The organism is Lactobacillus sp. M0393, from assembly GCF_016102025.1.
Taxonomy (GTDB): Bacteria; Bacillota; Bacilli; order Lactobacillales; family Lactobacillaceae; genus Lactobacillus; species Lactobacillus melliventris.
In genome coordinates, this window is sequence record NZ_JACFPK010000006.1 from 157,065 (window position 1) to 179,870 (window position 22,806).

The window sequence follows — 22,806 nt, forward strand, 5'->3', positions numbered from 1 at the left end:
GTTCGAGAGAGTAAAATATAATAAGTCAAATAAGAGTTGGGCAATTTTGTCCAACTTTTTCTACGAGGAGTCTTTCGATGATTAAACGACAAGAAGAACGTAAATTTGAACTCGTTTCTAAATTTAATCCAGCAGGCGATCAGCAACAAGCCATTGATAAATTGGCTGCTGGCTTTAAAAAAGGGTATAAAGAACAGATTTTGGAAGGTGCTACCGGTACTGGTAAAACTTTCACTATGGCCAATATTATTGCTAAGTTAAATAAACCCACTTTAGTCATTTCGCATAATAAGACTTTGGTGGGACAGCTATACGGAGAATTTAAAGAGTTTTTCCCACATAATGCCGTTGACTATTTTGTGTCATACTATGATTATTACCAACCTGAAGCATATGTGCCGCAATCAGACACATATATTGAAAAGGACTCAGCAATTAATGATGAAATTGACCAGTTGCGTCACCAAGCTACCAGCGACTTAATGGAACGTAACGATGTTATTGTCGTAGCGTCAGTTTCATGCATTTACGGCTTAGGTGACCCGAAAGAATATGCTGCGAGTGTGATTACGGTTCATGAGGGTGAAGAATACAACAGAAACACTTTACTGCGTGATCTAGTCAATATTCAATATGACCGCAATGATATTGACTTTCAACGTGGTCGTTTTCGCGTTCGTGGAGATGTTGTAGAAGTTTTTCCTGCAGGCAACTCTAACCACGCTTATCGGATTGAATTTTTCGGTGATGAAATTGACAGAATTGTAGAAGTTGATGCCTTAACTGGTGAAGTTATTGGTGAAAGAGAGAGTATTTCACTTTTCCCAGCAACGCACTTCATGACCAATGAAGAGCAAATGAGACGGGCTCTTAAGGCCATTTCACAAGAAATGAAAATTCAAGTGAAAAAGTTTGAAGGCGAGGGAAAGTTGCTGGAAGCTGAACGTATTAAGCAACGGACCACTTTTGATATGGAAATGATGGGTGAAGTTGGCTATACCAATGGTATTGAAAACTATTCTCGCCATATGGAAGGAAGAAAAGAAGGAGAACCACCATATACTTTACTTGACTTCTTCCCCGATGATTTTCTCATTCTAATTGATGAGTCTCACGCCACTATGCCGGAAATTAGGGCAATGTATAACGGTGACCGTAATCGTAAAAAGACTTTGATTGATTATGGCTTTCGCTTACCTTCAGCGCTTGACAACAGACCCTTGAAACTGGCAGAATTTGAAAAACACGTTAACCAAATATTATATGTTTCGGCCACGCCGGGAGATTATGAGCTCGAACGGACAAATCATAAGGTCGAACAAATCATCAGACCAACTGGTTTGCTTGATCCTAAAATTGAGGTTAAACCGGTTGAGGGTCAAATTGATGATCTAGTTGCTGAAATTAACAAGCGCATTGAGAAGAATGAACGTGTTTTCGTTACTACATTAACGAAAAAAATGGCTGAGGACTTAACAGATTATTTGAAAGATCTCGGGATTAAAGTGCAATATTTACACTCTGACGTGAAGACACTGGAACGGATGCAAATATTGCGTGACTTGCGTACTGGCAAGTATGACGTTTTAATTGGTATTAACTTATTGCGTGAGGGTATTGATGTACCGGAAGTTTCACTGGTCGCAATTCTTGATGCTGATAAGGAAGGCTTTCTACGTGCATACCGGCCGCTAGTGCAAACAATGGGGCGTGCTTCCAGAAACGCAGATGGGGCTGTAATTATGTATGCCGATACAATCACAGACTCAATGCGGGAAGCTATTGATGCAACGCAGAGAAGACGTAAATTACAGATTAAGTTTAATGAAGAACATGGTATGAAACCAAAAACTATTGTTAAACCGATCAGGGATGTTATTTCTGCCACAAAAGTGGCTGATGAAGATACGCAAACTGATAGTTTTGCTGATTTGAATTTTGACGAATTAACCGTTAAACAAAAGAGAACCATGATTAAAGACTTGCGCAAGCAAATGCAGGAAGCTGCTAAGAAGCTTGATTTCGAAGGCGCTGCAACCTTGCGGGATGCTATCATGGAACTGGAAAGTTCAACTAGAAGTCCAATTAAGAAAAAAGGGAAAGCATTAAATGGTAAATGATAAAATTGTTATTCGGGGTGCGCGTGAACACAATTTAAAAGACATTAACCTGTCAATACCTAAGGATAAATTAGTTGTTATTACCGGCCTGTCGGGTTCTGGCAAAAGTTCTTTGGCTTTTGATACTTTGTATGCCGAAGGGCGTAGAAGATATGTCCAATCACTGTCAAGCTATGCGCGCCAATTTTTAGGACAAATGGATAAGCCAGATGTTGATTCAATCGATGGCTTAAATCCAGCAATCTCAATTGATCAAAAAACGACATCGCATAATCCCAGATCAACTGTGGGCACAGTTACTGAAATAAATGATTATCTCAGACTTTTGTGGGCTCGAGTTGGACACCCAGTTTGTCCTAACGATGGTACTTTAATTGAAAGACAGTCGGTTGAGCAAATGGTTAACCGCATTTTGGCTTTGCCTGAACGTAGCCGTATTCAAATTTTGGCACCAGTAATTAGAGCTAAAAGAGGTGCACATAAAGAAGTCTTTAAACGGGTACAAAGAGCAGGCTATGTGCGTGTTATTGTTGATGGCGATATGCATGAAATTGGTGAAAAATTTGATTTAGAAAAAAATAAGCGCCATTCAATTGATATCGTGGTTGACCGTTTGATTGTTAAAGAAGGTATTCGGTCACGCCTTTTTGATTCCGTGGAGGCAGCTCTGCGCTTATCGGACGGCTATATGAATGTTGATGTTATCGGCGCAGAAACGATCAACTTTTCAGAATACTATGCTTGTCCTAAATGCGGTTTTACTGTAGGAGAAATGGAACCACGGCTTTTCTCTTTTAATGCACCGTTTGGTGCTTGTCCTGATTGTGACGGCTTAGGCGTTAAGTTATCAGTTGATGAGGACTTGGTTGTTCCGGATCAAAGCAAAACTTTAGCCGAAGGAGCAGTTGCACCTTGGAAAAATTCCAAGTACTACGGGGAAATGCTTGAACAGGCCTGTACGGCTTTGAAAATTCCGCTTGATAAACCATTTTCTAAGTTGACTAAGAAGCAAAAAGAGACAATTTTACACGGCTCAACTAAAAAAATTAAGTTTCATGTTACCGGTGATTTCGGAGTTAATGATACGACAGCGCCTTTTGAAGGCGCTATGGAGAATGTTGAAAGACGTTATTATCATCCGATGTCCAAATTCATGCGTGATGTGATGGGTAAATATATGACAGAACTTACTTGCTCAACTTGTCATGGTAAAAGATTAAATCGTAAAGCATTAGCGGTTAAAGTTAATGGCAAGGATATCGCTGAGGCATCGGATTTGGCAATCAGTCATGCCCTTAAATTTTTCAATAATATCAAACTTGATGAGCAGGAATCTGTCATTGCTAAGCCAATACTAAAGGAGGTGCGTGACAGGCTCACTTTCTTAAATAGTGTGGGCCTAGATTATTTGACCTTGTCACGTTCTGCTAATACTTTATCTGGTGGGGAAGCTCAGAGAATCCGACTTGCGACCCAAATTGGTTCTAATCTTTCTGGGGTCATGTATGTTTTGGATGAGCCGTCAATTGGTTTACATCAGCGTGATAATGACCGGCTGATAGCTGCTTTAAAGCGCATGCGTGATTTAGGTAATTCCTTAATTGTAGTTGAACATGATGACGAGACTATGAGACAAGCCGATTACCTGATCGATATGGGTCCGGGTGCTGGGACTTATGGCGGTGAAGTCATGGCTGCCGGTACGCCTGAAGAAGTTGAACAGAATGAAAAATCTCTAACTGGACAATATATGGCAGGTAAAAAGTTTGTACCTGTTCCGTTAAAAAGGCGTAAAGGTAATGGTAAAAAAATTACAATTACCGGTGCAGCTGAAAATAATCTCAAAAATTTAAAGGTTGAATTTCCTTTAGGTAAATTAATTGTGGTTACTGGGGTTTCAGGTTCAGGTAAATCAACCTTGGTAAATATGATATTAAAACGTGCTTTAGCACAAAAATTGAATCGAAATCAAACTAAACCTGGCAAATATAAAACTATCAGTGGCTACCAAAACATTGAAAAGATCATTGATATTGATCAAAGTCCGATCGGCCGTACTCCTCGAAGTAATCCCGCTACTTATACCAGTGTTTTTGATGATATTAGAGCTTTATTTGCCCAAACAAATGAAGCCAAACTCCGTGGTTACACTAAGGCGCGCTTTTCCTTTAATGTTAAAGGCGGCCGTTGTGAAGCCTGCCATGGCGATGGCATTATTAAAATAGAAATGAACTTTTTACCGGACGTCTATGTTCCGTGCGAAGTTTGTCATGGCAGTCGTTATAATTCTGAAACTCTCGAAGTAACCTATCGCAAGAAAAATATTGCACAGGTTTTAGATATGACAATTAGTGAGGCTTGCTTGTTCTTTAAAAATATTCCTAAAATTGCGCGCAAATTACAAACAATTGTGGATGTCGGTTTAGGTTATGTCAAACTAGGTCAGTCTGCTACTACCTTATCTGGTGGTGAAGCGCAAAGGATGAAGCTTGCTGCGGAGTTGCAGAAGTTATCAACAGGTAAGAACTTTTACATTTTAGATGAGCCAACAACTGGTTTGCATACAGATGATATCAAGCGTTTACTGGAAGTATTGCAAAGACTCGTTGATCAAGGCAATACAGTTTTGATAATCGAACACAATTTGGATGTGATTAAAAATGCTGATTGGTTAATTGATCTGGGTCCTGAAGGAGGAGAAGGTGGTGGCCAAATAGTTGCCACTGGCACACCAGAGCAGGTAGCACAAGTTAAGGAAAGTTATACCGGTCAGTATTTAAAGCCAGTTCTTATGCGTGACACGTCACTAACAAAAAAGGCTAGCGCAAAAAGTAATTAAATAGTATTAATTGTTTGTGAGAAAGTGTAAAATATAGCGCAAGGAGGAATAAAAATGGATAATTTTTCTAGTTACGGACAAAATCGTGGTTTTAATTGGGCCGCATTTATTTCTGGTATTTTAATGGTAATTGCCGGGTTATTTCTATTGCGGCACCCTGGTAAAGCACTACACGCATTTGTCTTGCTGTTCGCTATTGTCTCTATTGTCCAGGGATTTGTTTGGCTGGTATTTTACAGCCGTTTTCGGTATTTTATCCCTTCTAGCTGGTGGTCAATTGTTTCAGGGGTACTGGACATTATCGTTGGAATTTTGTTTCTTTACTCATACGACGCTGCTGGATTAACAATTGCCTACCTTTTTGCTTTTTGGTTCTTATTTGATTCGATTACCGGTATAGTTTTTTCATGGCAGATGAGAAGAATTTCTAATTTCTTCTTTTGGCTAAACCTAATATTAAATATACTAGGATTATTGATAGCAATCAGCCTGATGTTTAATCCGGCATTATCTGCCTTAACACTAATTTGGTTAGTGTCATTCTGGTTATTGATTTTTGGAATTAATCAAATTATTGCAGCTTTTGTTAATCGCTAATAAATAAAAAGTTCATTAGAACTTTTTTTTTACTCAAAAAAGTTAGGAAAAACCTGGTATGGTATAATTTTATTAATAGGGGGGGTAGTTTGAAAATGGCTGAGCACAAAAAGCAACTACTGATTATTACAGGAATGAGTGGTGCGGGCAAAACCGTGGCTTCTCATGCTTTGGAAGATATGGGCTATTTTATAGTTGATAATTTGCCTCCATCGCTTTTACCTAGTTTTTGGGAATTAATTGTCAGGTCGGATGATTTTACTAAAGTAGCAGTGGTAATTGATTTACGAGTTAGACGGTTTTATAAAGACTTAGATAATGAGATCAATTCGCTTGAAGATAATGGCAACGCTCAAACTAGAATTGTATTTCTGGATGCTTCCGATAACACTTTAGTAGCCCGTTACAAAGAGACAAGGCGTGTGCCACCATTGGCAAGCAATGGCCGCTTGCTTGACGGTATTTTAGAAGAAAGACGAATTTTAACAGGTATAAAGAATCGAGCTAATGACATTATAGATACCTCTAATTTGTCACCTAAGGAACTAAAGCAGGAGCTGATTAATAGATTTAGTAAACAGCATAAACAGCCATTTTCCATTGAAGTATTATCTTTCGGCTTCAAATACGGTATGCCAATTGATGCAGATATTGTGATGGATGTCAGGTTTTTGCCTAACCCATTTTATATACCTGAATTAAGGCCATTTACGGGACTCGATAAACGGGTTTTTAATTATGTAATGGATAAAAAACAAACCCAGACTTTTTATCAAAAATTTTTAGACTTATTAAAAGTTGCTTTGCCGGGGTACATTAATGAAGGCAAAAGCAAATTAACTATTGCAATTGGGTGTACGGGTGGTCAGCATCGCAGCGTTGCAATTGCACAGCAATTGGCACAGGACTTGGCTGAAGACTATACAGTTGATATTACGCACCGCGAAATTAGTCGTTACACTAGAAAAAGGTGATTTTCATGACATATGCTGAAAAAGTGATTCGTGTAACTAGAAGTAGAAGACCACAGATTGTGGTCATTGGTGGTGGAACTGGGTTGCCAGTTGTTTTGAATGCACTTAAAGAACAGGAAGCTGAAATAACCGCCATTGTGACGGTATCAGATGATGGTGGTTCTTCAGGATCAATTCGCAACTTTATCAATGTCGTTCCACCAGGTGATATTCGCAATGTGCTGGTTTCTTTAAGTGGAATTTCACAGGAAGAAAAAGATATTTTTCAATATCGGTTTGATTCCTCCGATTCATTTTTTTCAGGGCATGCTATCGGAAACTTAATCATTGCTGCTTTGAATGAGATGCATGGCAATATTTTTGATGCTGTCCAGTCTTTGTCTAAAATGATGCACGTAGACGGACACGTGTATCCTGCCTCTAACGAGCCCTTAACACTTAATGCTGAGTTTGTTGATGGGACCATTCAAGCAGGAGAAAAGGAAATCACTGATAAGGATAAGAGGATAAAACGAGTTTGGGTTACCAATACAAACTCAAATTCTGAACCAAAAGCCGTGTCTAAAGTGCTAAATGCTATTAAAAATGCTGATGCAGTAGTGTTAGGACCCGGAAGCTTGTTTACTTCAATCTTACCTAACCTGATGATACCTAATTTAGGCGAAGCTGTTAGGAAAACTAGTGCAGAAGTAATATATATTTGCAATATTATGACGCAGCTTGGTGAAACCGATCATTTTTCAGACTGTGATCACGTTAAAGTAATTAACGCACATCTTGGTGGTCATTATATTAATACTGCTTTAGTTAATGGTGCCAAAATTGACATGTCTAAGTTTAATCCTAGTGATTACGATGCGTATATTGAGCCGGTGAAAAGAGACTTTAACGGACTGCGCGAGCAGGGCTGTCGGGTGATTACCGATGATTTTATTGACCAGCGTAGCGGATTGGTTTTTCATGACGGTAAGAAGGTAGCAAAAGAGATCATCAACCTGGCATTTGCCGCAATGGCTCGCAGGAAGGAATAACAAATAATGGCCAGCTATGCTAGTAACGTAAAAAAAGAGTTGACTTCGCTGCCCATTCACCGCGAACATGCCAAAGCTGAATTGGCTGCTTTCCTGCGTATGAATGGCGTTTTGAATTTTCATGAGCATAAAATTAGTCTTGATATCACTACTGAAAATCCTGCCATAGCTAGACGTATTTTTTCATTGATAAAAACTGCATATAAGGTTGAACCACAACTGATAGTCTCTCGCAAAATGAAGCTTAAAAAAAATAATCAGTATTTGGTGAGATTACAAAATCACGTGAAAGAAATACTGAATAATTTGGAAATTTTGACCCCAAGCTTGAATTTAATTACTAGCATTCCTAAAAGAATAATTAATTCACGGGAAGGGTCGATGTCATATTTGCGTGGTGCTTTTTTAGCCAGTGGCAGTGTGAATAATCCTAATACGAGTCGGTATCATTTGGAAATTTATTCTATTTATAAAGACCATAATGACGATTTGCTTCATATTATGAATGACCGCTTTAATCTGAATGCTAAAAGTACACCAAGAAGGCGTGGCTATATTGTTTATTTAAAAGAAGCCGAAAAAATTGGTGACTTTTTACATATTGTCGGAGCATTAAATGCAATGTTGTCTTTTGAAGATTTGCGCATTATGCGGGATATGCGTAATTCTGTTAACAGGTTGGTCAATTGTGATACAGCTAATTTAAAAAAGACGGCTAATGCAGCAGCCAAGCAGGTTGAAGATATTGAGTTGATTGAACGTAAAATTGGGCTAGAAAACATTCCTGAAAAATTGCAGGGATTAGCACGATTGCGACTTGAAGAGCCTGAATTGTCTTTAAAAGAAATAGCGCAACAGGTGCCGGATGGTCCGATTTCAAAATCTGGCGTCAATCATCGTTTTAAAAAAATTCACGATATTGCTGCAAGTTTAGAGCAATAAAAAAGAAACTCATCAATGATGGGTTTCTTTTTTATTGCAGTTTATTGTTACTATTTCTTTTGATTAACCATAATTTCATCGATTAAACCATAGTCTTTAGCTTGCTGTGCGGTCATGTAATTGTCCCGTTCAGTGTCCTTTTGAATCTTTTCTAAAGGCTGACCAGTAGTTTCATGTAAGATCCGGTTAATTTTTTCACGGCTCTTTAAAATTTCATTGGCTGCAATTTGAATATCGGTTTGCTGACCCTGTGCACCACCTAAAGGTTGATGAATCAAAACAGTTGAGTTAGGTAATGCAAAACGTTTACCTTTTGCTCCGCTAGTCAGTAAAATGGAAGCCATGGAAGCTGCCATGCCGATGGCAATAGTTGAAACATCTGATTTAATAAAGTTCATGGTATCCATGATTGCCAAACCAGAAGTAATCACACCACCCGGTGAATTAATGTAAAGTGAAATATCCTTGGTGTTGTCTTGAGCATCAAGAAATAGTAATTGTGCAATAATTGAATTGGCCATATCATCGTTAATTTCGCCGCTAAGCATGATGATTCTGTCTTTCAATAAACGTGAATATATATCATATGCGCGTTCGCCACGTGCAGTTTGTTCAATAACTGTAGGTACAAGCATCTTTCTACCTCCTAAATATAATTAGCACTCTATCAAGTACAGTGCTAATTAAATCACTTACATTACTTGCTGTCAATGAAAGTGTATTAATTTTGTATTCTTTTTAGTGAGAGTTTTATTATATAATTTAAAGGTAAACTAAATATTGGAGGATATATTTTGAAGCTTTATAAGAAAAAATTACCATATTTACTGACATTGGTTGTCGGATTACTAGTTTGTACCGGCTTGTCAACTACATCAGTTGCGGCAGATTCGAATAGCGCTCAACCGCCAGTTCAAGATGACAGCAACAAGTCATCAAGCAACTCAACTGATGTAAATAATGATAATAATGCCACTAATGATCAAACAGGTAAATCTGATCAAACTGGGACAGACGACACCAATACTAAAAAACCTAAGCCTAAGCAAATTGTTACTGGTTTTTCTATGATGACCAAAGTTGCGGGCAACAAAAATTATAAGGTCTGGAAAGAAGTAAATAACGGAAAAGTTAGCACCAAAGTAGCTGACGGCATTAACTTTCGTTATAGTCATATTCAATCAGATCAGTTGATTGAAACTAAAAAGTATCGTTATTGGCGCATTTATGTTAATGGCAGACAAGTAGGGTATGTTAATGAACGTTACTTTGCCAGAAACCAAATTGCGGTTCCTAAGACTATATCTCTAGTGCGCAATGAGTTCTACAACTTCCCTACCAGAGATGCTATTTCTTATATAACTAACAGCATGGGTACAGTAATTGACAACAGTCAAGTAACTGTATCAAAAGATAGCATTAATTGCGGGACTCCTAAGACATATAAAGTTAAATATACTTATGGAGATGCAACTGCTACAGTTAAAATAACTGTTAGAAAGAGTAAAAAAGAAGGGGTGGTCGATGCGAATACCGTTGCCTCCTTCCCAGCGCAACCTGGTACAAATGATTATCAGGCTTGGAAAACTCATTACGGTTCATCATTAAATTATATTAGCCCTACAGAATACACGCCTGAAACCAATAAACATACTTTGACTAGTGGTGATTTGACCTTAAAGACACGGTTATATCAACCAGTCTTATTAAGTGTAGCTGATCCATCAGACGATAATATTAACCGTGTTGGTCACATTCCAGAAGGTGTTACCGTTTCTAATGGCTGGGCATATACCAGTCTTTTAAGTCACACAAATTTGGTATCTGGTCATATTGTTGGTTATGATCTGAATACTTTAACTGACCCGTTTGATGCGCAACATTTACTTGATATGTCGCAAAAGAAGTTTAACAATTATGTTAAAAACATCAAGGTAAGTCCCTATATTCCAATTGGCCATGGTCAGGCATTGGGCGCAAGTGATAAATATATTTATGTGTTAAATAATGACAATACATTAAATGACACTAACGACTCTGAAGAATTACTTCAAATTCGTAAGAGTGATTTACAAATTAACAAGATTTGGACAATTAAAACTTGGATTGATGATGGCAAGAGTAATCGCTATTTCCAAAATGGTGTAATTGTATCAGATAAGGATATGTACACTGTTTACCATGATACTGCCAATAATTGCTATGAATATTGGGAATTCACTCGTACTGGAGATAATTGGTATCCAAAATTAGTCGGTAAAACTGATGGCAACTTTGTAAACAATAATTCACCTGTTCAAGGTTTTACCTATGACACCAAGAATAAAAACTTTTACTTGGCATTCAATGACTTAATCTTTAAGATTGGCCGCGATGGCAAATTAAAAAATACTTATTCTTTTGACACCGGTCGTGAAATTGAAGGTTTATCAGTTAGTGATAATAAATTGTATGTAAACCTTGCACAAAGAGCTGAATTATTGGTAAGCATGAATATTAAATAGAATAAATATTTTTAAATGAGAGCTGAAAAGCTCTTATTTTTTTGGTTTAGGAAATGTCGTAAAAAACCTGAAAGTTATCTATTTTAGGAATTTTGCCATATTGTGATTGAGATATTTATTAAAAAAGTAACATAAAAAGACTAACCTAAATCAAATATTGAAAGTTAGTCTATAATTAGAATTTGATTGCTGTCTGAATTTTAAGATTTTGCATCTTTCAGCTCTTTTTTTCTTTGTTTTGGCAGTCAGGACAAAGGCCATAGATTTCAACGTGGCTTGATGAAGTGACAAAACCCGTTTGCTTGTCTGCCTCAGTTCTCATCTGTTCTTCAATTCTCCCAAAGTCAGGATAATAAACATCGGCAATTTTACCGCACTTTTTACAGATAATATGAAAGTGTGGTTTTACAAAATAGTCATAGTGCAGAGAATCATCACCATTTTTTATTTCAGTTACGATCCCCGCGTCTACTAATTTGTTGAGATTGTTATAAACAGTTGCACGATAAGCTGGCTCATCTCCACTAATTGCTGTAAAAATTGTGGAAGCGGTGGGATGATTATGATGTACCATTAAATATTCAAGTATTTTTAAACGCGGTTTAGTTACTTTTAAGTGATGGCTACGTAACAGACTTCCTGCTTCATCAGAAAAATTAGGCATGATTCTCATCTCCTCAATTAATTATAGTGTAGCATTTTTTATGTAAAAAAACCGCCTATTGCTAGGCGGTTAAGTATTATTTAGCTTATTTTTTCTTCTTGTTTTCGTCTGATTGTTGGCATAATTAAACCAAGTAGGAATAATACCACTGGAGTGGCAATATTTAAACAAAGTGTGAATGGATCATTTGAATACATTCCCATTAAACAACAAGCAACTGTAACGGCTAATCCCCAAATTCCGGCAGTATAGGCTAACCACTGATGCTTAGTCATTTGATAGTTATCAGTACCGTTATGGAATTTTTCATGTTGTTTACGCAAAGCTAAGTAGGCAATGAAAACCCATAAATAACGCATTGGCATCACTATCGAATTTAGTTTAACTAATTGTGCCATCACAGTTTGTGCATCAGGCATAACGGCTTGCAATGCAATGATACCGCCAGAAAGAATGACAATCATCCAGATACCGTTAATATAAGCTCCATGTTTATTGACTTTTAATAACTTTTTCGGGATAAAGTCTTTTGCTTCTTTGCCTCCTAAAAGCATTCTCAAAGGAGCATCAATACTAATAACCAGTGCGGAAAATTGTCCAATGACGTTGCACCAGGCATAAATATAGAGGAATAATCCGCCAACGCCATAATATTCACCTAATTTTTGAAAAGCAATGTACGGACCATTTGAAATGTATTCATTCAAATTACCATTAACTACTTTAGGATCAAACATTAATGCTAAAGCAATGGTACCTAAGATGGCAGAAATCATAACCATTCCCGCTAATCCTAGCATAGCTTTCGGGAAATTTTTTGCAGGCTTTTTCAACTTGTTAACATATGGCGAAATCTTTTCAGCTCCACCTATAGCAAATACCAAAATTGAAAGTGAAGTAAAGTACTTCGTATTAAAATCTGGCATAAAGTTTTGCCAATTCCAGTTTATGCTGTTAAAACTAGCATGCGGATTAATCATCGGTGCCGCAAACATCATGATAATAAAAAGAATTGACATGATAAACATTGAAGTTCCAGCAATTGTTGATAAAGTTTTAATTACTGGAATCCCCCGGCTGGCTACCCAGCAAAAGAACAAAAATACTGCTAGCGTGGCTAATTGCGTCCAAGCTGTTGGCAAACTATCATACCATTTAGTATTACCAAAAATGCCCCAAGCCATGCCTCTTAAGCCCGTTGTACCTTTACTGGAAATATAAACCACATGTACTGCCCAGAATGTCCAACCAGCATAGTAGGCCCATTTAGGTCCGATAGTGGCGTTAATCCAGGAAGCAACGCCACCCTCTGAATCTTTAAAAACTGATCCAAGTTCACCGACCATCAAGGCGTAAGGAATAAAGAAAAGCAGGAAAATAATAATCCAGCTGAAAATTACTTTGGTACCATCAAAGTATATGAATCCGTTAACAACGTTGCCAAAGCTCCACACAATAGAGAAAGCCATAGTGGCCAGCGTTGTCCACATCATCTTTTTAGAATTGTTTGGTGTTTCACCCATGAAACTTCTCCCTTATATAAAAATAACAATTTTTTATTTTAACTTAAATGTTTTTAAAAATCTAATAATAAGTCACTTGAAATTAATAACAAAAATAATTATTGATATATGAATTAAAAAAGTGTAAAACTATTATTATATAGTAGAAGAAGGGGTTGTAAGTTTAATGAAAAGAAAATTTAAAAGTAAGCTGCTGGTTGCTGGGACAATAGCTGCACTTGGCTTATTTGTTGGGAGTAATAATTCTTATATTTCTGCAAAAACTTACCACAAAGCTGTTACTAAAATAGCCGGTAATGGTAATTATGCAGTTTATCATTATGCTTCAAAAATGGGACCATCTGGCAAGTTTACGTCGACTAAATATTTTAAGAACGCACAGATTCAATCTAAACAGTCAATTGCCACTAAGAAAGGCAAGTTTTGGAAGATAATTGTTGACGGGCGTACGGTCGGCTGGGTTAACCAGAACTTTTTTGCCAGAAACAAGATTTCTGTTGCGCAGAACGTAAGTTTAGTGCAAAACAATCAATATTCGTTTAATACTAAAGATGCCATTAATTATGTGACTAATAGTGCAGGTACTGCTGTAGATACAAGCAAGGTAACAGTTTCTAAGTCAAAAATTAGTTCGGGCACTCCTGGTAAGACCACGGTTGACTATAGTTATGGCAAGGCTAAGGCAACAGTCAATGTTACTGTTCGTTCAGAAAAGAATGAGGGTATAGCAAGAGCTGATAAAAAGCCTATGAATGGACCAAAGGAAGTCTCAACTTGGAAAGGTAGTTCCAAGTCTTCTTCAAGAAACTGGAACGCAGCGCATCATTATACTTCCGAAACTAGATCTAATACATTTAAGGCTAACGGTTTAACTTTAAAAACCAAGCTGTTCCAACCTCGTTTTGTCAGTCTTGGTTACAATCAATCTGGTGATAAGATGGGACAAGTAGGTGTAATTCCTGAGGGCATTACCGTGAATGGTTCAAACTTTACTGTTGCTCTATTTAATTCAAGTAGTGCACAAAAGGGTCATTTAGTTTCTTATAATTTAAAGCATATTAATAAATTTAAGGCACAAAATTTACAAACATTGAGATGGTCAACCTTCAAGAAATATGCTTCACATATTAAAGTTAGTCCTTATATCAAGTTAGGTCATGGTCAGGCTATCGGCTCATCAGCTAATTACATTTATGTAATTGCTAATAACAACACCTCTAGCAATTCAAGTGCTTCTGAAGAAATTTTACAAATACGTAAGTCAGACATGAAGATCAATCAAATCTGGACCTTTAGAATTTCTAACTATGGTAGTCCTAGATACATTCATAATGCCACCTTTGCTGGTGACAACACAATGTACTGTTTATTCCATAATGGTGGAAACGGCTTTTATGAATACTGGAAAGTAACACGCAACGGTGATTCCTGGACTCCCGTTGAGGTAGGAGCTACTAAAGGTAACTTTGTAAGTAATGGTTCTCCAGTTCAAGGGTTTACCTACGATCAAAGTCATAACCAATTTTATATTGGATTTAATGACTATATCTTCAAGGTTGGTGAAGACGGAACTTATAAGAGCACACACCACCTTCACGTAAGACGCGAAATTGAAGGTTTGTCTGCATCTGGTAATAAACTCTACGTTGAATTTGCACAGCGCGGAGAATTAACAGCCGGTAATACATATTAAAATAATAATGTAAGTCATTGAAATATTTTTCAGTGGCTTTTTTTATTTATAGTAGAAGTTTAATGGCTAAAATAGTTAAGACTTTCTATATTTGAATGTAATTGTTTTTCAAATAAACTTAGTTTCTGTATTATGGTAGGCGATAAGAAAAGTAAAGAATACAAAAAGGAGGATTTTTTGGTTAAAAAAGACTTTATTGATACTTGTGGCTTTTCAAGAGACGAAATGCAATACCTGGCTGATTTAGGTCTAAAAATTAAGGAGACTATCAACCATGGCTATTACCCTCAGCTTTTAAAAGGCAAAAGCTTAGGTATGATCTTTGATCAAGTATCTACTAGAACGCGCTGCTCTGCTGAAACAGCAATGACTGAATTAGGAGGATATGCTTTGTATTTAGCTCCAGGGCAGATACAACTAGGAGAAAATGGTCATGAGGGTCTGGCTGATACTAGTCATGCTTTAGGTGACTTAGTTGATATCATTGGAGTGCGAACGGCTAGTCAAGAAGATATTGTGGAAATTGCCCAAAATTCGCATGCACCTGTAGTTAACTTCATGAGCGATGATGACCATCCTACTCAGGCTTTAGGTGATTTGATTACAATTAAAGAATTTTTACCGCAAGGTAAAAAATTATCTGATATTAAGCTGGTCTTTGTAGGGGATGCAACGCAAATTACTGTTTCTGCATTATTTTTATGCGCTCAAATGGGAATGCAATTTGTGCAATACGGTCCTAAAGAAAAGCAATTATCTCCAAAATTATTGCGCAAAGCAGAAAAAATAGCTCAGCAAAACGGTGGCACAATTACTCTATCTGATGATGAAAAAGTCTTAGAAAATGCTGATTTTATTTACACGGATGTTTGGTATGGCCTATATGATCAAGAACTTGATCAAACAGAGTATATGAAAATATTTTATCCTAAGTACCAGGTTAACGCAGAGATGTTGGCTAAAACGCACAATTCTGCAGTTAAATTTATGCATTGTTTACCTGCAAACAGAGGGGAAGAAGTGACAGCCTCTGTGCTTAACGGTGAAAAATCAATTGTTTGGCAACAGGCTGCGAACAAAAAGACGGCAATGAGAGCAATATTTACTTATTTACTTAAAGATAAATTAGCTAAAGAAGATTTTTCGAACAAGATTGATAATGAGCTTCAAAGAGATTTAAAAAATATGCTTGAAAAGTAAAATAAAAGAGTAGCTACTGCTAGATTGCGACAGCTACTCTTTTTAAATTAATTCAATGGGTCCCCTGAGAGTCGAACTCAGATTTTAAGAACCGGAATCTTACGTGCGATCCATTACACTAAGGACCCGAATTTGCACAACAACAAGTATAACAGAAAAGAAACAAAAATTGAATTGTTTTTTATTGATACTGACAAAAGAGTTGCAGTTTTGCATGTTTTAGTATCAATATCGACTAATTTATTAAGACTTTCTAATTGCGGCAATTTAACTTGAATTATTTTTGGAGTGTTGCTATACTGTATTTGTCGATTGAGGAATGGCTAAATTGATTAATGTCAATTTACGTTTCTCATATATTTTTAGACAATCTGGGACACCTAATGACAACAAATGGGTCAATTTGGTCCCAGAAGAAGGAGAGAAATTAATGTACTCGGAATTTCCTGTGCTTGAAGCTCTCGTTCCTGACATCTTAAAAGTTTTTCGGCAAAGATATCTTGTTCTTGAGCAAATATCGCTTAATGCACCTGTAGGTCGCAGAAGCGTAGCTCAGTCTTTAGGACTATCTGAAAGAAACGTGCGAACAGAAACTGAGTATCTGCGTGATCGAGGTTTGATTGAGATCAAAAGCTTTGGCATGTTTATGACAGAGAAGGGCAAAAAAATATTGCAAGAGGCGGCACCTCTGATAGATCGGTTGTTTAACGCACGCAAAACAGAAATTGATTTAGCGCGTAAACTCGGTATCGAGCGCACAATTATTGTGCCAGGCGATAGTGATTTACAAGAACTGGTATATGAGAGAATGGGTGAAGAGCTTAATGCAGCTCTTGATTTACTGTTACCCCTAGGACATTCAATTATTACTGTTTTGGGTGGTGAAGCTCTTGCAAAATCGACTAGGAATTTGTCTAAAAGTTTAAGTAAAAATCGACAACTGGAATTTGTGCCAGGTCGTGGGGCTCTGGGTGAAAATGTTGCTATTCAAAGCAATACTATTGTGCAGAAAATGGCTGCTGAAACTGGTGGTAAATATAAAACATTGTATTTACCGGAGCAGATTTCTCAAGCAGCTTACAATTCTTTGATTCGTGAATCTACTTTTACTGACGTGCTGGAAGATATTTCTCAGACGGATGTAGTAATTCATGGAATTGGACTAGCTCACGACATGGCAAGACGCAGAGGATACGATTCAATTCGCTTATCTGAATTGCGTGAAAAAAAAGTAGTCACCGAATGTTTCGGGTGTTTCTTCGATGGCGAAGGGAAGATTGTCGACCGCGTACATCAGGTTGGTTTGCAGTTTGAGAATCTAAATAAAATACCTCACATATTTGCATTTGCTTGTGGTGGCCGCAAGGCTAAAGCAATCAAGGCTTATATGCCAAATGCTCCACATCAAACCTGGTTAATTACTGATGAAGGAGCCTCAGAGAAGATTTTAAAGGAGAAGTAATTCTCATTTAAAATAAATTGATGTTTACAGTTCTTACATAGTTCTTAAGGAGGACTTTAGAATATGACAGTTAAAATTGGTATTAACGGCTTTGGCCGTATTGGTCGTTTGGCATTCCGTCGGATCATGGATTTAGGCGAAAAGTCAAAGGATATTGAAGTTGTTGCTATTAACGACTTGACTACCCCAGCACTTTTGGCACACTTGCTAAAATATGACTCAACTCATGGTACTTTTGACCACGAAGTTTCAGCTACTGAAGATTCAATCGTTGTAGATGGTAAGAAATACCGCGTATACGCTGAACCACAAGCTCAAAACATTCCTTGGGTTAAGAATGACGGTGTTGACTTTGTTCTTGAATGTACTGGTTTCTACACCAGCAAGGCTAAGTCACAAGCTCACCTTGACGCAGGTGCCAAGAGAGTCTTGATTTCAGCTCCTGCAGGCAATGACTTGAAGACTATTGTTTACTCAGTAAACGATGATACTTTAGATGCAAACGACAAGATCGTTTCAGCTGGTTCATGTACTACTAACTCATTAGCACCAATGGTTGACGCTTTGCAAAAAGAATTTGGCATCAAGGTAGCTACTATGACTACTATCCACGCTTACACTTCAACCCAAATGCTTTTGGACGGACCTGTTCGTGGTGGTAACAAGCGTGCCGCTCGTGCTGCTGCTGTTAACATTATTCCTCACTCAACTGGTGCTGCTAAGGCTATTGGTCTTGTTGTTCCAGAATTGAACGGTAAAGTTAACGGTCACGCACAACGTGTTCCAGTTACTGATGGTTCATTAACTGAATTAGTTTCAATCCTTGACAAGAAAGTTACTGCTGACGAAGTTAACTCAGCATTGAAGAAGTACGAAAGCCCATCATTTGCTTACAACGATGACGAAATCGTTTCAAGTGATGTAGTTGGTATGACAGCTGGTTCAATCTTTGACCCAACTCAAACTATGGTAACTACTGCCGGTGACAATCAATTAGTTAAGACTGTTGCTTGGTATGACAACGAATACTCATTTACTTGCCAAATGGTTCGTACTTTGTTGAAATTTGCTACTCTTTAATCTGTAATATTTGATTACTGTTAAGTGGTGAAAGAGAAGGCGGAGGGAAATTCTTCCTTCCGCCTTTTTTTCAAAATAAAAATAATTAAATTATCGGAGGATATAGATGGCTAAATTAATTGTTTCTGACCTTGATGTAAAAGGCAAAAAGGTTTTAGTTCGTGTTGATTTTAACGTGCCAATTAAAGATGGTGTGATCGGAGATGACAACAGAATTGTTGCTGCACTTCCTACTATTAACTACATCATTGAAAATGGTGGTAAGGCAATTTTACTCAGTCACTTGGGACGTGTAAAGTCAGATGATGATAAGAAAGAATTGTCATTAAAACCAGTTGCTGACCGTTTAAGTGAGCTCTTAAAGAAGCCAGTTACCTTTGTTCCAGCTAACGAAGGTAAAGAAGTTGAAGATGCCGTTGCCAAGATGCAAGACGGTGACGTTGCTGTTCTTGAAAACACTCGTTTCCAAGATATTGACAATGACTTTGGCAAGCGTGAAAGCAAAAATGATCCTAAGTTAGGTGAATACTGGGCTTCATTAGGTGACATGTATGTTAACGATGCCTTTGGTACTGCTCACAGAAGTCACGCATCCAATGTTGGTATCGCTGAAGCTATGAAGAAAGATGGCAAGCCTGTTGCTGCTGGTTTCTTAATGGAAAAGGAAATCAAGTTTTTAGGTGATGCTGTTGCTAATCCTGTACACCCATTTGTTACCATCTTAGGTGGTGCTAAGGTTTCAGACAAGATTGATGTTATTACCAACCTTATTCCTAAATCAGACCACATTTTAATTGGTGGCGGTATGGCTTATACTTTCTTAGCTGCCCAAGGTCATGAAATCGGCAAATCATTGTTTGAACCAGATAAAGTTGATCTTGCTAAAAAATTGTTGAAAGACGCTGATGGCAAGATTGTGTTACCTGTTGACAATGTCGCAGCAACCGAATTTTCAAATGATGCAGCTCGCAAAGTTGTCGGCGATGACATCCCAGAAAACATGATGGGTCTTGATATCGGTCCTAAGACTGTTGCTAAGTTTAAGGATGTTTTAAAAGATGCCAAGACTGTTGTTTGGAACGGACCAATGGGTGCCTTTGAAATGTCAAACTTTGCTGAAGGTACTCTAGAAGTTGGTAAGGCTCTTGCTGATTTAACTGATGCTACTACTATTATCGGTGGTGGTGACTCAACTGCAGCCGCTAAACAACTTGGTATCGCTCCAAAGATCACCCACATTTCAACTGGTGGTGGTGCTTCTTTGCAATATCTTGAGGGTAAAGAATTACCAGGAATTGCCTGCATTTCAGACAAGTAAACTTTAAGAAAGGACATTATTTACATGCGTACACCAATTATTGCTGGTAACTGGAAATTACATATGAATCCTAAGCAAACAACTGAATTTGTTGCTGCTGTAAAGGATAAATTGCCAGAAGCAAGTAAGGTTGAAGCACTAATTTGTGCTCCTGCCGTCGATCTTGAAAGTTTAACGAACGCAGCTGCTGGCACAAACCTGCGCGTCGGTGCAGAAAATGCTTATTTTGAAGATGAAGGTGCCTTCACTGGTGAAACTTCACCTAAAGTTTTAAAAGAAATGGGCATGAACTATTGTATTATTGGTCACTCCGAACGCCGTGGCTATTTTCACGAAACAGATGATGACATTAACAAGAAAGCTAAGGCTTTATTTGCTAATGGCGTTACTCCAATTATTTGCTGTGGTGAATCACTTGAAACACGTGAAGCTAACAAGCAAGAAGATTGGGTAGTTAGTCAAATTAAGGCTGCACTTGCCGGTTTGTCAGCTGATCAAGTTTCAAGTTTAGTTATTGCTTATGAACCTATCTGGGCTATTGGTACCGGTAAGACTGCCAGTTCTGACCAAGCTGAAGAAATGTGCAAGACTATTCGTGATACTGTTAAAGATCTGTACAACGAAGAAACTGCTGAAAATGTTAGAATTCAATATGGTGGTTCAGTAAATCCAGGTAATGTTAAGGAATTAATGGCTAAACCTGATATTGATGGTGGTTTAGTCGGTGGTGCTTCACTTAAACCTGATTCATTCTTAGAATTAGTAAATTACCAAGATTAATTTTTAACTGTATATAATAAAAGAGTCTCTGATTTTTCAGAGACTTTTTTTGTTTATAAAAGTTTAATACCGAGAATATTACTAAAAATAAGCAAGTTACAAGTTGTTATTTATAGAATCGTGTATTAAAATTTAATATATTAATTAAACTGAGTCTTTAAACTAATGATGTTTAGGGGAAGAATAATGAAACAAAACAAGTTCAATTTAATTTTGTAGTAGGACGTTTTACTTTTTGCATAAGTCTTGGAGCAACAACCACAACTTTTGCTACCGAAAATAATAACGCAGCTGCTGTCGCAAAAAATTCCAGTATATACGTGCCGAATGAAAACATATCTGCATAATTGCGTAGGAAATAAAGGGTAGAAAAAGGGACAAAAGTAAGTTTGCTCTTTTCTATAATTTCGAATAGTCTGTAGCTTTGATGAAATTTCAAATGGTAAATTAATTCTTGCTACTAACCTAAAAGGAAAAAGTCGTAAATTAAAGAAAGATGTGTATGTTATTTTCCCTGATGGTCGAAAATAAAAAATTAAAAAAGCACACGAGAGTTATGACATATGGACTACATGTCACTAGTTACTCAGATAAAAAGTACTATACGGAAAAAAATAGGAAGGTTTATCAAAAAATCAGCTTTTGTTAATTAAGAAGGAAAAGAAAATTGAAAAAACAGGTAAAAAATAGCAAAATAAAGATACTTATTTCTATAACTATGTCTTTAGCACTTGGATTGTTGGCAGTAAAAACCGGTGATGATAGTTTCATCAATATAACGACGGTTGTTCAGGCAGCTCATGTAAAAGGCAATTTAGGGAAACTGACCACACCTAAAAAGATGCTTGGCACCTGGTATGGCAAAGCTTTTGATGTAAACTATAAATCAAATACGATTAATAAATTAAGAGTAAAAGCGCATAAAATCGATTCTAATGAATTACATAGACAAGACTCTAATGCTAAGGGGATCAAAAATACTAAGCAAACTAGAAATTGGGTAAAGGCTTTTTACCCTGTAACTTTTAAAAAAGACAAAAATATAAAGTATATCTCGATGTTTCCTTGGTTTAGTCCTGTTGCGTCAGGAAGGTGTTTAGGTATGTACCATTACAAGGGACACCGCGTTTTAATTGAAAGATCCTTCTCTTCTTATAGAATAACTAACGTTTATTGGCGCTCGGCTAAGCTAGCGAGAATGTATGGTGGTAAAAAGCCAAAAGAGTTAAAAACATTCGCTCAGTGGTAAGATTTTTTAGAGAATTTTGTTATAGTGAAAATAAAATAAGTCTCTGATTTTTCAGAGACTTTTTTTGTTTAATATTTCCACTATCGCTTGCTTTTATCATAATGCGTGTCCATAATAGGGTGAAATAATTCCAATATGGGAGGTAAAGTTTGTGAAATTACGTAAAACAATTACTTGGGCAGTTGTTGTGGCTGCTATAGCTGCAGCAAGTGGAATTAGTGTTAATCAGACGAATTTGGTTCAGGCGGCAAGTACTTCAAAAAATGCCAAAATTACTACTAATAAAACAAAATATGGCTTTAAGAGAGACTTTAAGTTTCCTAAATCGTGGCGTGGCAAATGGTATAGTAATACTCATGATAAATTAAGCAAAATGACCGTTAAAAAGAACGGTTTCAATATGCCTTGGACAGGAGAATATGTTGAACTGGTTTCAGCAGGTAAAGTAAAAGGCACCAATAAATACTTGTGGCAAATGCCGCAAAGTTGGTTTACCAAGCATGACAAGATTTTCAAACATTTGGGTAGAGTAACAACTAATAAGATTAGCAACAAAAAATGGATTGTCTTTAGTCCAATAGATGAAAACAATATTGAAATTGGCTTCGCTTTTAGATTAAGGAATGAAAAAGTTGCTGGTAAAACTCAAAAAGTAATATTTGAAGCTAATCCTAAAACCGGTGAAATCGTTGACCAGTTCTTCCGTTCACCAAAATTAGCGCAAAAATATCAACACTTTAATTTTAAGGGTGAAACTTATGCACCTTCATTTAACCAGTATTAAGTAAAGTAAATATCAGATTTTAAAACTAATTCTCAATTAAGTAATT

At 37.1% G+C, this 22,806-nt stretch carries 18 protein-coding genes; 15 read left to right on the plus strand and 3 right to left on the minus strand.

The features are described 5' to 3' along the window. The first annotated feature begins 77 nt into the window (after window positions 1-77). The 6 genes from uvrB (at window position 78) to whiA (ending at window position 8,503) form a co-directional block, all read left to right on the plus strand. Window positions 78-2,120 carry an excinuclease ABC subunit UvrB gene (gene uvrB / locus H3R29_RS06710; protein WP_198202858.1) on the plus strand — a complete coding sequence of 681 codons (2,043 nt, stop codon included), beginning with the start codon at window positions 78-80 and terminating at the stop codon, window positions 2,118-2,120. Beyond that, entirely contained in the window at window positions 2,110-4,959 is a 2,850-nt protein-coding gene (uvrA, locus tag H3R29_RS06715; protein ID WP_198202859.1) for an excinuclease ABC subunit UvrA, read from the plus strand. Before uvrB ends, uvrA begins: the two co-directional genes overlap by 11 nt. Window positions 4,960-5,013: 54 nt before the next feature. Beyond that, window positions 5,014-5,556, plus strand: coding sequence for an HdeD family acid-resistance protein (locus H3R29_RS06720; protein WP_122025857.1), 543 nt, complete (start codon window positions 5,014-5,016; stop codon window positions 5,554-5,556). A 95-nt stretch (window positions 5,557-5,651) separates the two neighbouring features. Beyond that, window positions 5,652-6,530, plus strand: coding sequence for an RNase adapter RapZ (rapZ, locus tag H3R29_RS06725; RefSeq protein WP_046324617.1), 879 nt, complete (start codon window positions 5,652-5,654; stop codon window positions 6,528-6,530). 5 nt (window positions 6,531-6,535) lie between these two features. Further along, entirely contained in the window at window positions 6,536-7,561 is a 1,026-nt protein-coding gene (gene yvcK / locus H3R29_RS06730; protein WP_046324618.1) for a gluconeogenesis factor YvcK family protein, read from the plus strand. 6 nt (window positions 7,562-7,567) lie between these two features. After that, the gene (gene whiA, locus H3R29_RS06735; protein ID WP_198202860.1) at window positions 7,568-8,503 is read left to right on the plus strand and encodes a DNA-binding protein WhiA; all 936 of its coding nucleotides are present in this window, start codon (window positions 7,568-7,570) and stop codon (window positions 8,501-8,503) included. A gap of 50 nt (window positions 8,504-8,553) precedes the next feature. Here the strand turns inward: whiA and clpP are convergent, their stop codons facing one another. Next, on the minus strand, window positions 8,554-9,138 hold the full coding sequence (gene clpP / locus H3R29_RS06740) for an ATP-dependent Clp endopeptidase proteolytic subunit ClpP (protein WP_034977497.1): 585 nt from the start codon (window positions 9,136-9,138) through the stop codon (window positions 8,554-8,556). A 159-nt stretch (window positions 9,139-9,297) separates the two neighbouring features. Here clpP and H3R29_RS06745 point away from each other — a divergent pair, with 159 nt between their 5' ends. Beyond that, entirely contained in the window at window positions 9,298-11,007 is a 1,710-nt protein-coding gene (locus tag H3R29_RS06745; protein ID WP_232352239.1) for an SH3-like domain-containing protein, read from the plus strand. 217 nt (window positions 11,008-11,224) lie between these two features. Here the strand turns inward: H3R29_RS06745 and H3R29_RS06750 are convergent, their stop codons facing one another. Further along, window positions 11,225-11,671: a Fur family transcriptional regulator gene (locus H3R29_RS06750; protein ID WP_198202861.1), complete on the minus strand. Its 447-nt coding sequence runs from the start codon at window positions 11,669-11,671 to the stop codon at window positions 11,225-11,227. An 80-nt stretch (window positions 11,672-11,751) separates the two neighbouring features. Beyond that, a complete protein-coding gene (locus H3R29_RS06755; RefSeq protein ID WP_046324621.1) occupies window positions 11,752-13,194 on the minus strand; it encodes an APC family permease in 1,443 nt (480 codons plus the stop codon). 166 nt (window positions 13,195-13,360) lie between these two features. Here H3R29_RS06755 and H3R29_RS06760 point away from each other — a divergent pair, with 166 nt between their 5' ends. The 8 genes from H3R29_RS06760 to H3R29_RS06795 all read left to right on the plus strand — a co-directional run bounded on the left by H3R29_RS06760 (window position 13,361) and on the right by H3R29_RS06795 (window position 22,760). Beyond that, window positions 13,361-14,887 (plus strand): GW dipeptide domain-containing protein, encoded by a 1,527-nt coding sequence (locus tag H3R29_RS06760; RefSeq protein WP_198202862.1) that lies wholly within the window; start codon window positions 13,361-13,363, stop codon window positions 14,885-14,887. A 177-nt stretch (window positions 14,888-15,064) separates the two neighbouring features. Continuing rightward, complete coding sequence (argF, locus tag H3R29_RS06765; RefSeq protein WP_198202863.1) at window positions 15,065-16,087, plus strand: ornithine carbamoyltransferase; 1,023 nt, start codon at window positions 15,065-15,067, stop codon at window positions 16,085-16,087. A 430-nt stretch (window positions 16,088-16,517) separates the two neighbouring features. After that, complete coding sequence (locus tag H3R29_RS06770) at window positions 16,518-17,549, plus strand: sugar-binding transcriptional regulator (protein ID WP_046324624.1); 1,032 nt, start codon at window positions 16,518-16,520, stop codon at window positions 17,547-17,549. Between the two features lie 63 nt (window positions 17,550-17,612). After that, window positions 17,613-18,629: a type I glyceraldehyde-3-phosphate dehydrogenase gene (gap, locus tag H3R29_RS06775; RefSeq protein ID WP_046324625.1), complete on the plus strand. Its 1,017-nt coding sequence runs from the start codon at window positions 17,613-17,615 to the stop codon at window positions 18,627-18,629. A gap of 106 nt (window positions 18,630-18,735) precedes the next feature. Then, the gene (pgk, locus tag H3R29_RS06780) at window positions 18,736-19,947 is read left to right on the plus strand and encodes a phosphoglycerate kinase (RefSeq protein WP_122025871.1); all 1,212 of its coding nucleotides are present in this window, start codon (window positions 18,736-18,738) and stop codon (window positions 19,945-19,947) included. Between the two features lie 24 nt (window positions 19,948-19,971). Further along, on the plus strand, window positions 19,972-20,727 hold the full coding sequence (gene tpiA / locus H3R29_RS06785) for a triose-phosphate isomerase (protein ID WP_198202864.1): 756 nt from the start codon (window positions 19,972-19,974) through the stop codon (window positions 20,725-20,727). A 667-nt stretch (window positions 20,728-21,394) separates the two neighbouring features. Continuing rightward, on the plus strand, window positions 21,395-21,976 hold the full coding sequence (locus H3R29_RS06790; protein WP_198202865.1) for a hypothetical protein: 582 nt from the start codon (window positions 21,395-21,397) through the stop codon (window positions 21,974-21,976). A gap of 151 nt (window positions 21,977-22,127) precedes the next feature. Then, a complete protein-coding gene (locus H3R29_RS06795) occupies window positions 22,128-22,760 on the plus strand; it encodes a hypothetical protein (RefSeq protein WP_198202866.1) in 633 nt (210 codons plus the stop codon). Window positions 22,761-22,806 lie beyond the last annotated feature (46 nt).

Bases quoted from the DNA above. Each gene is read 5' to 3' on its own strand.
- uvrB (WP_198202858.1), top strand. From the start codon at position 78: ATGATTAAACGACAAGAAGAACGTAAATTTGAACTCGTTTCTAAATTT.
- uvrA (WP_198202859.1), top strand. From the start codon at position 2,110: ATGGTAAATGATAAAATTGTTATTCGGGGTGCGCGTGAACACAATTTA.
- H3R29_RS06720 (WP_122025857.1), top strand. From the start codon at position 5,014: ATGGATAATTTTTCTAGTTACGGACAAAATCGTGGTTTTAATTGGGCC.
- rapZ (WP_046324617.1), top strand. From the start codon at position 5,652: ATGGCTGAGCACAAAAAGCAACTACTGATTATTACAGGAATGAGTGGT.
- yvcK (WP_046324618.1), top strand. From the start codon at position 6,536: ATGACATATGCTGAAAAAGTGATTCGTGTAACTAGAAGTAGAAGACCA.
- whiA (WP_198202860.1), top strand. From the start codon at position 7,568: ATGGCCAGCTATGCTAGTAACGTAAAAAAAGAGTTGACTTCGCTGCCC.
- clpP (WP_034977497.1), bottom strand. From the start codon at position 9,138: ATGCTTGTACCTACAGTTATTGAACAAACTGCACGTGGCGAACGCGCA.
- H3R29_RS06750 (WP_198202861.1), bottom strand. From the start codon at position 11,671: ATGCCTAATTTTTCTGATGAAGCAGGAAGTCTGTTACGTAGCCATCAC.
- H3R29_RS06755 (WP_046324621.1), bottom strand. From the start codon at position 13,194: ATGGGTGAAACACCAAACAATTCTAAAAAGATGATGTGGACAACGCTG.
- H3R29_RS06760 (WP_198202862.1), top strand. From the start codon at position 13,361: ATGAAAAGAAAATTTAAAAGTAAGCTGCTGGTTGCTGGGACAATAGCT.
- H3R29_RS06770 (WP_046324624.1), top strand. From the start codon at position 16,518: ATGTACTCGGAATTTCCTGTGCTTGAAGCTCTCGTTCCTGACATCTTA.
- gap (WP_046324625.1), top strand. From the start codon at position 17,613: ATGACAGTTAAAATTGGTATTAACGGCTTTGGCCGTATTGGTCGTTTG.
- pgk (WP_122025871.1), top strand. From the start codon at position 18,736: ATGGCTAAATTAATTGTTTCTGACCTTGATGTAAAAGGCAAAAAGGTT.
- tpiA (WP_198202864.1), top strand. From the start codon at position 19,972: ATGCGTACACCAATTATTGCTGGTAACTGGAAATTACATATGAATCCT.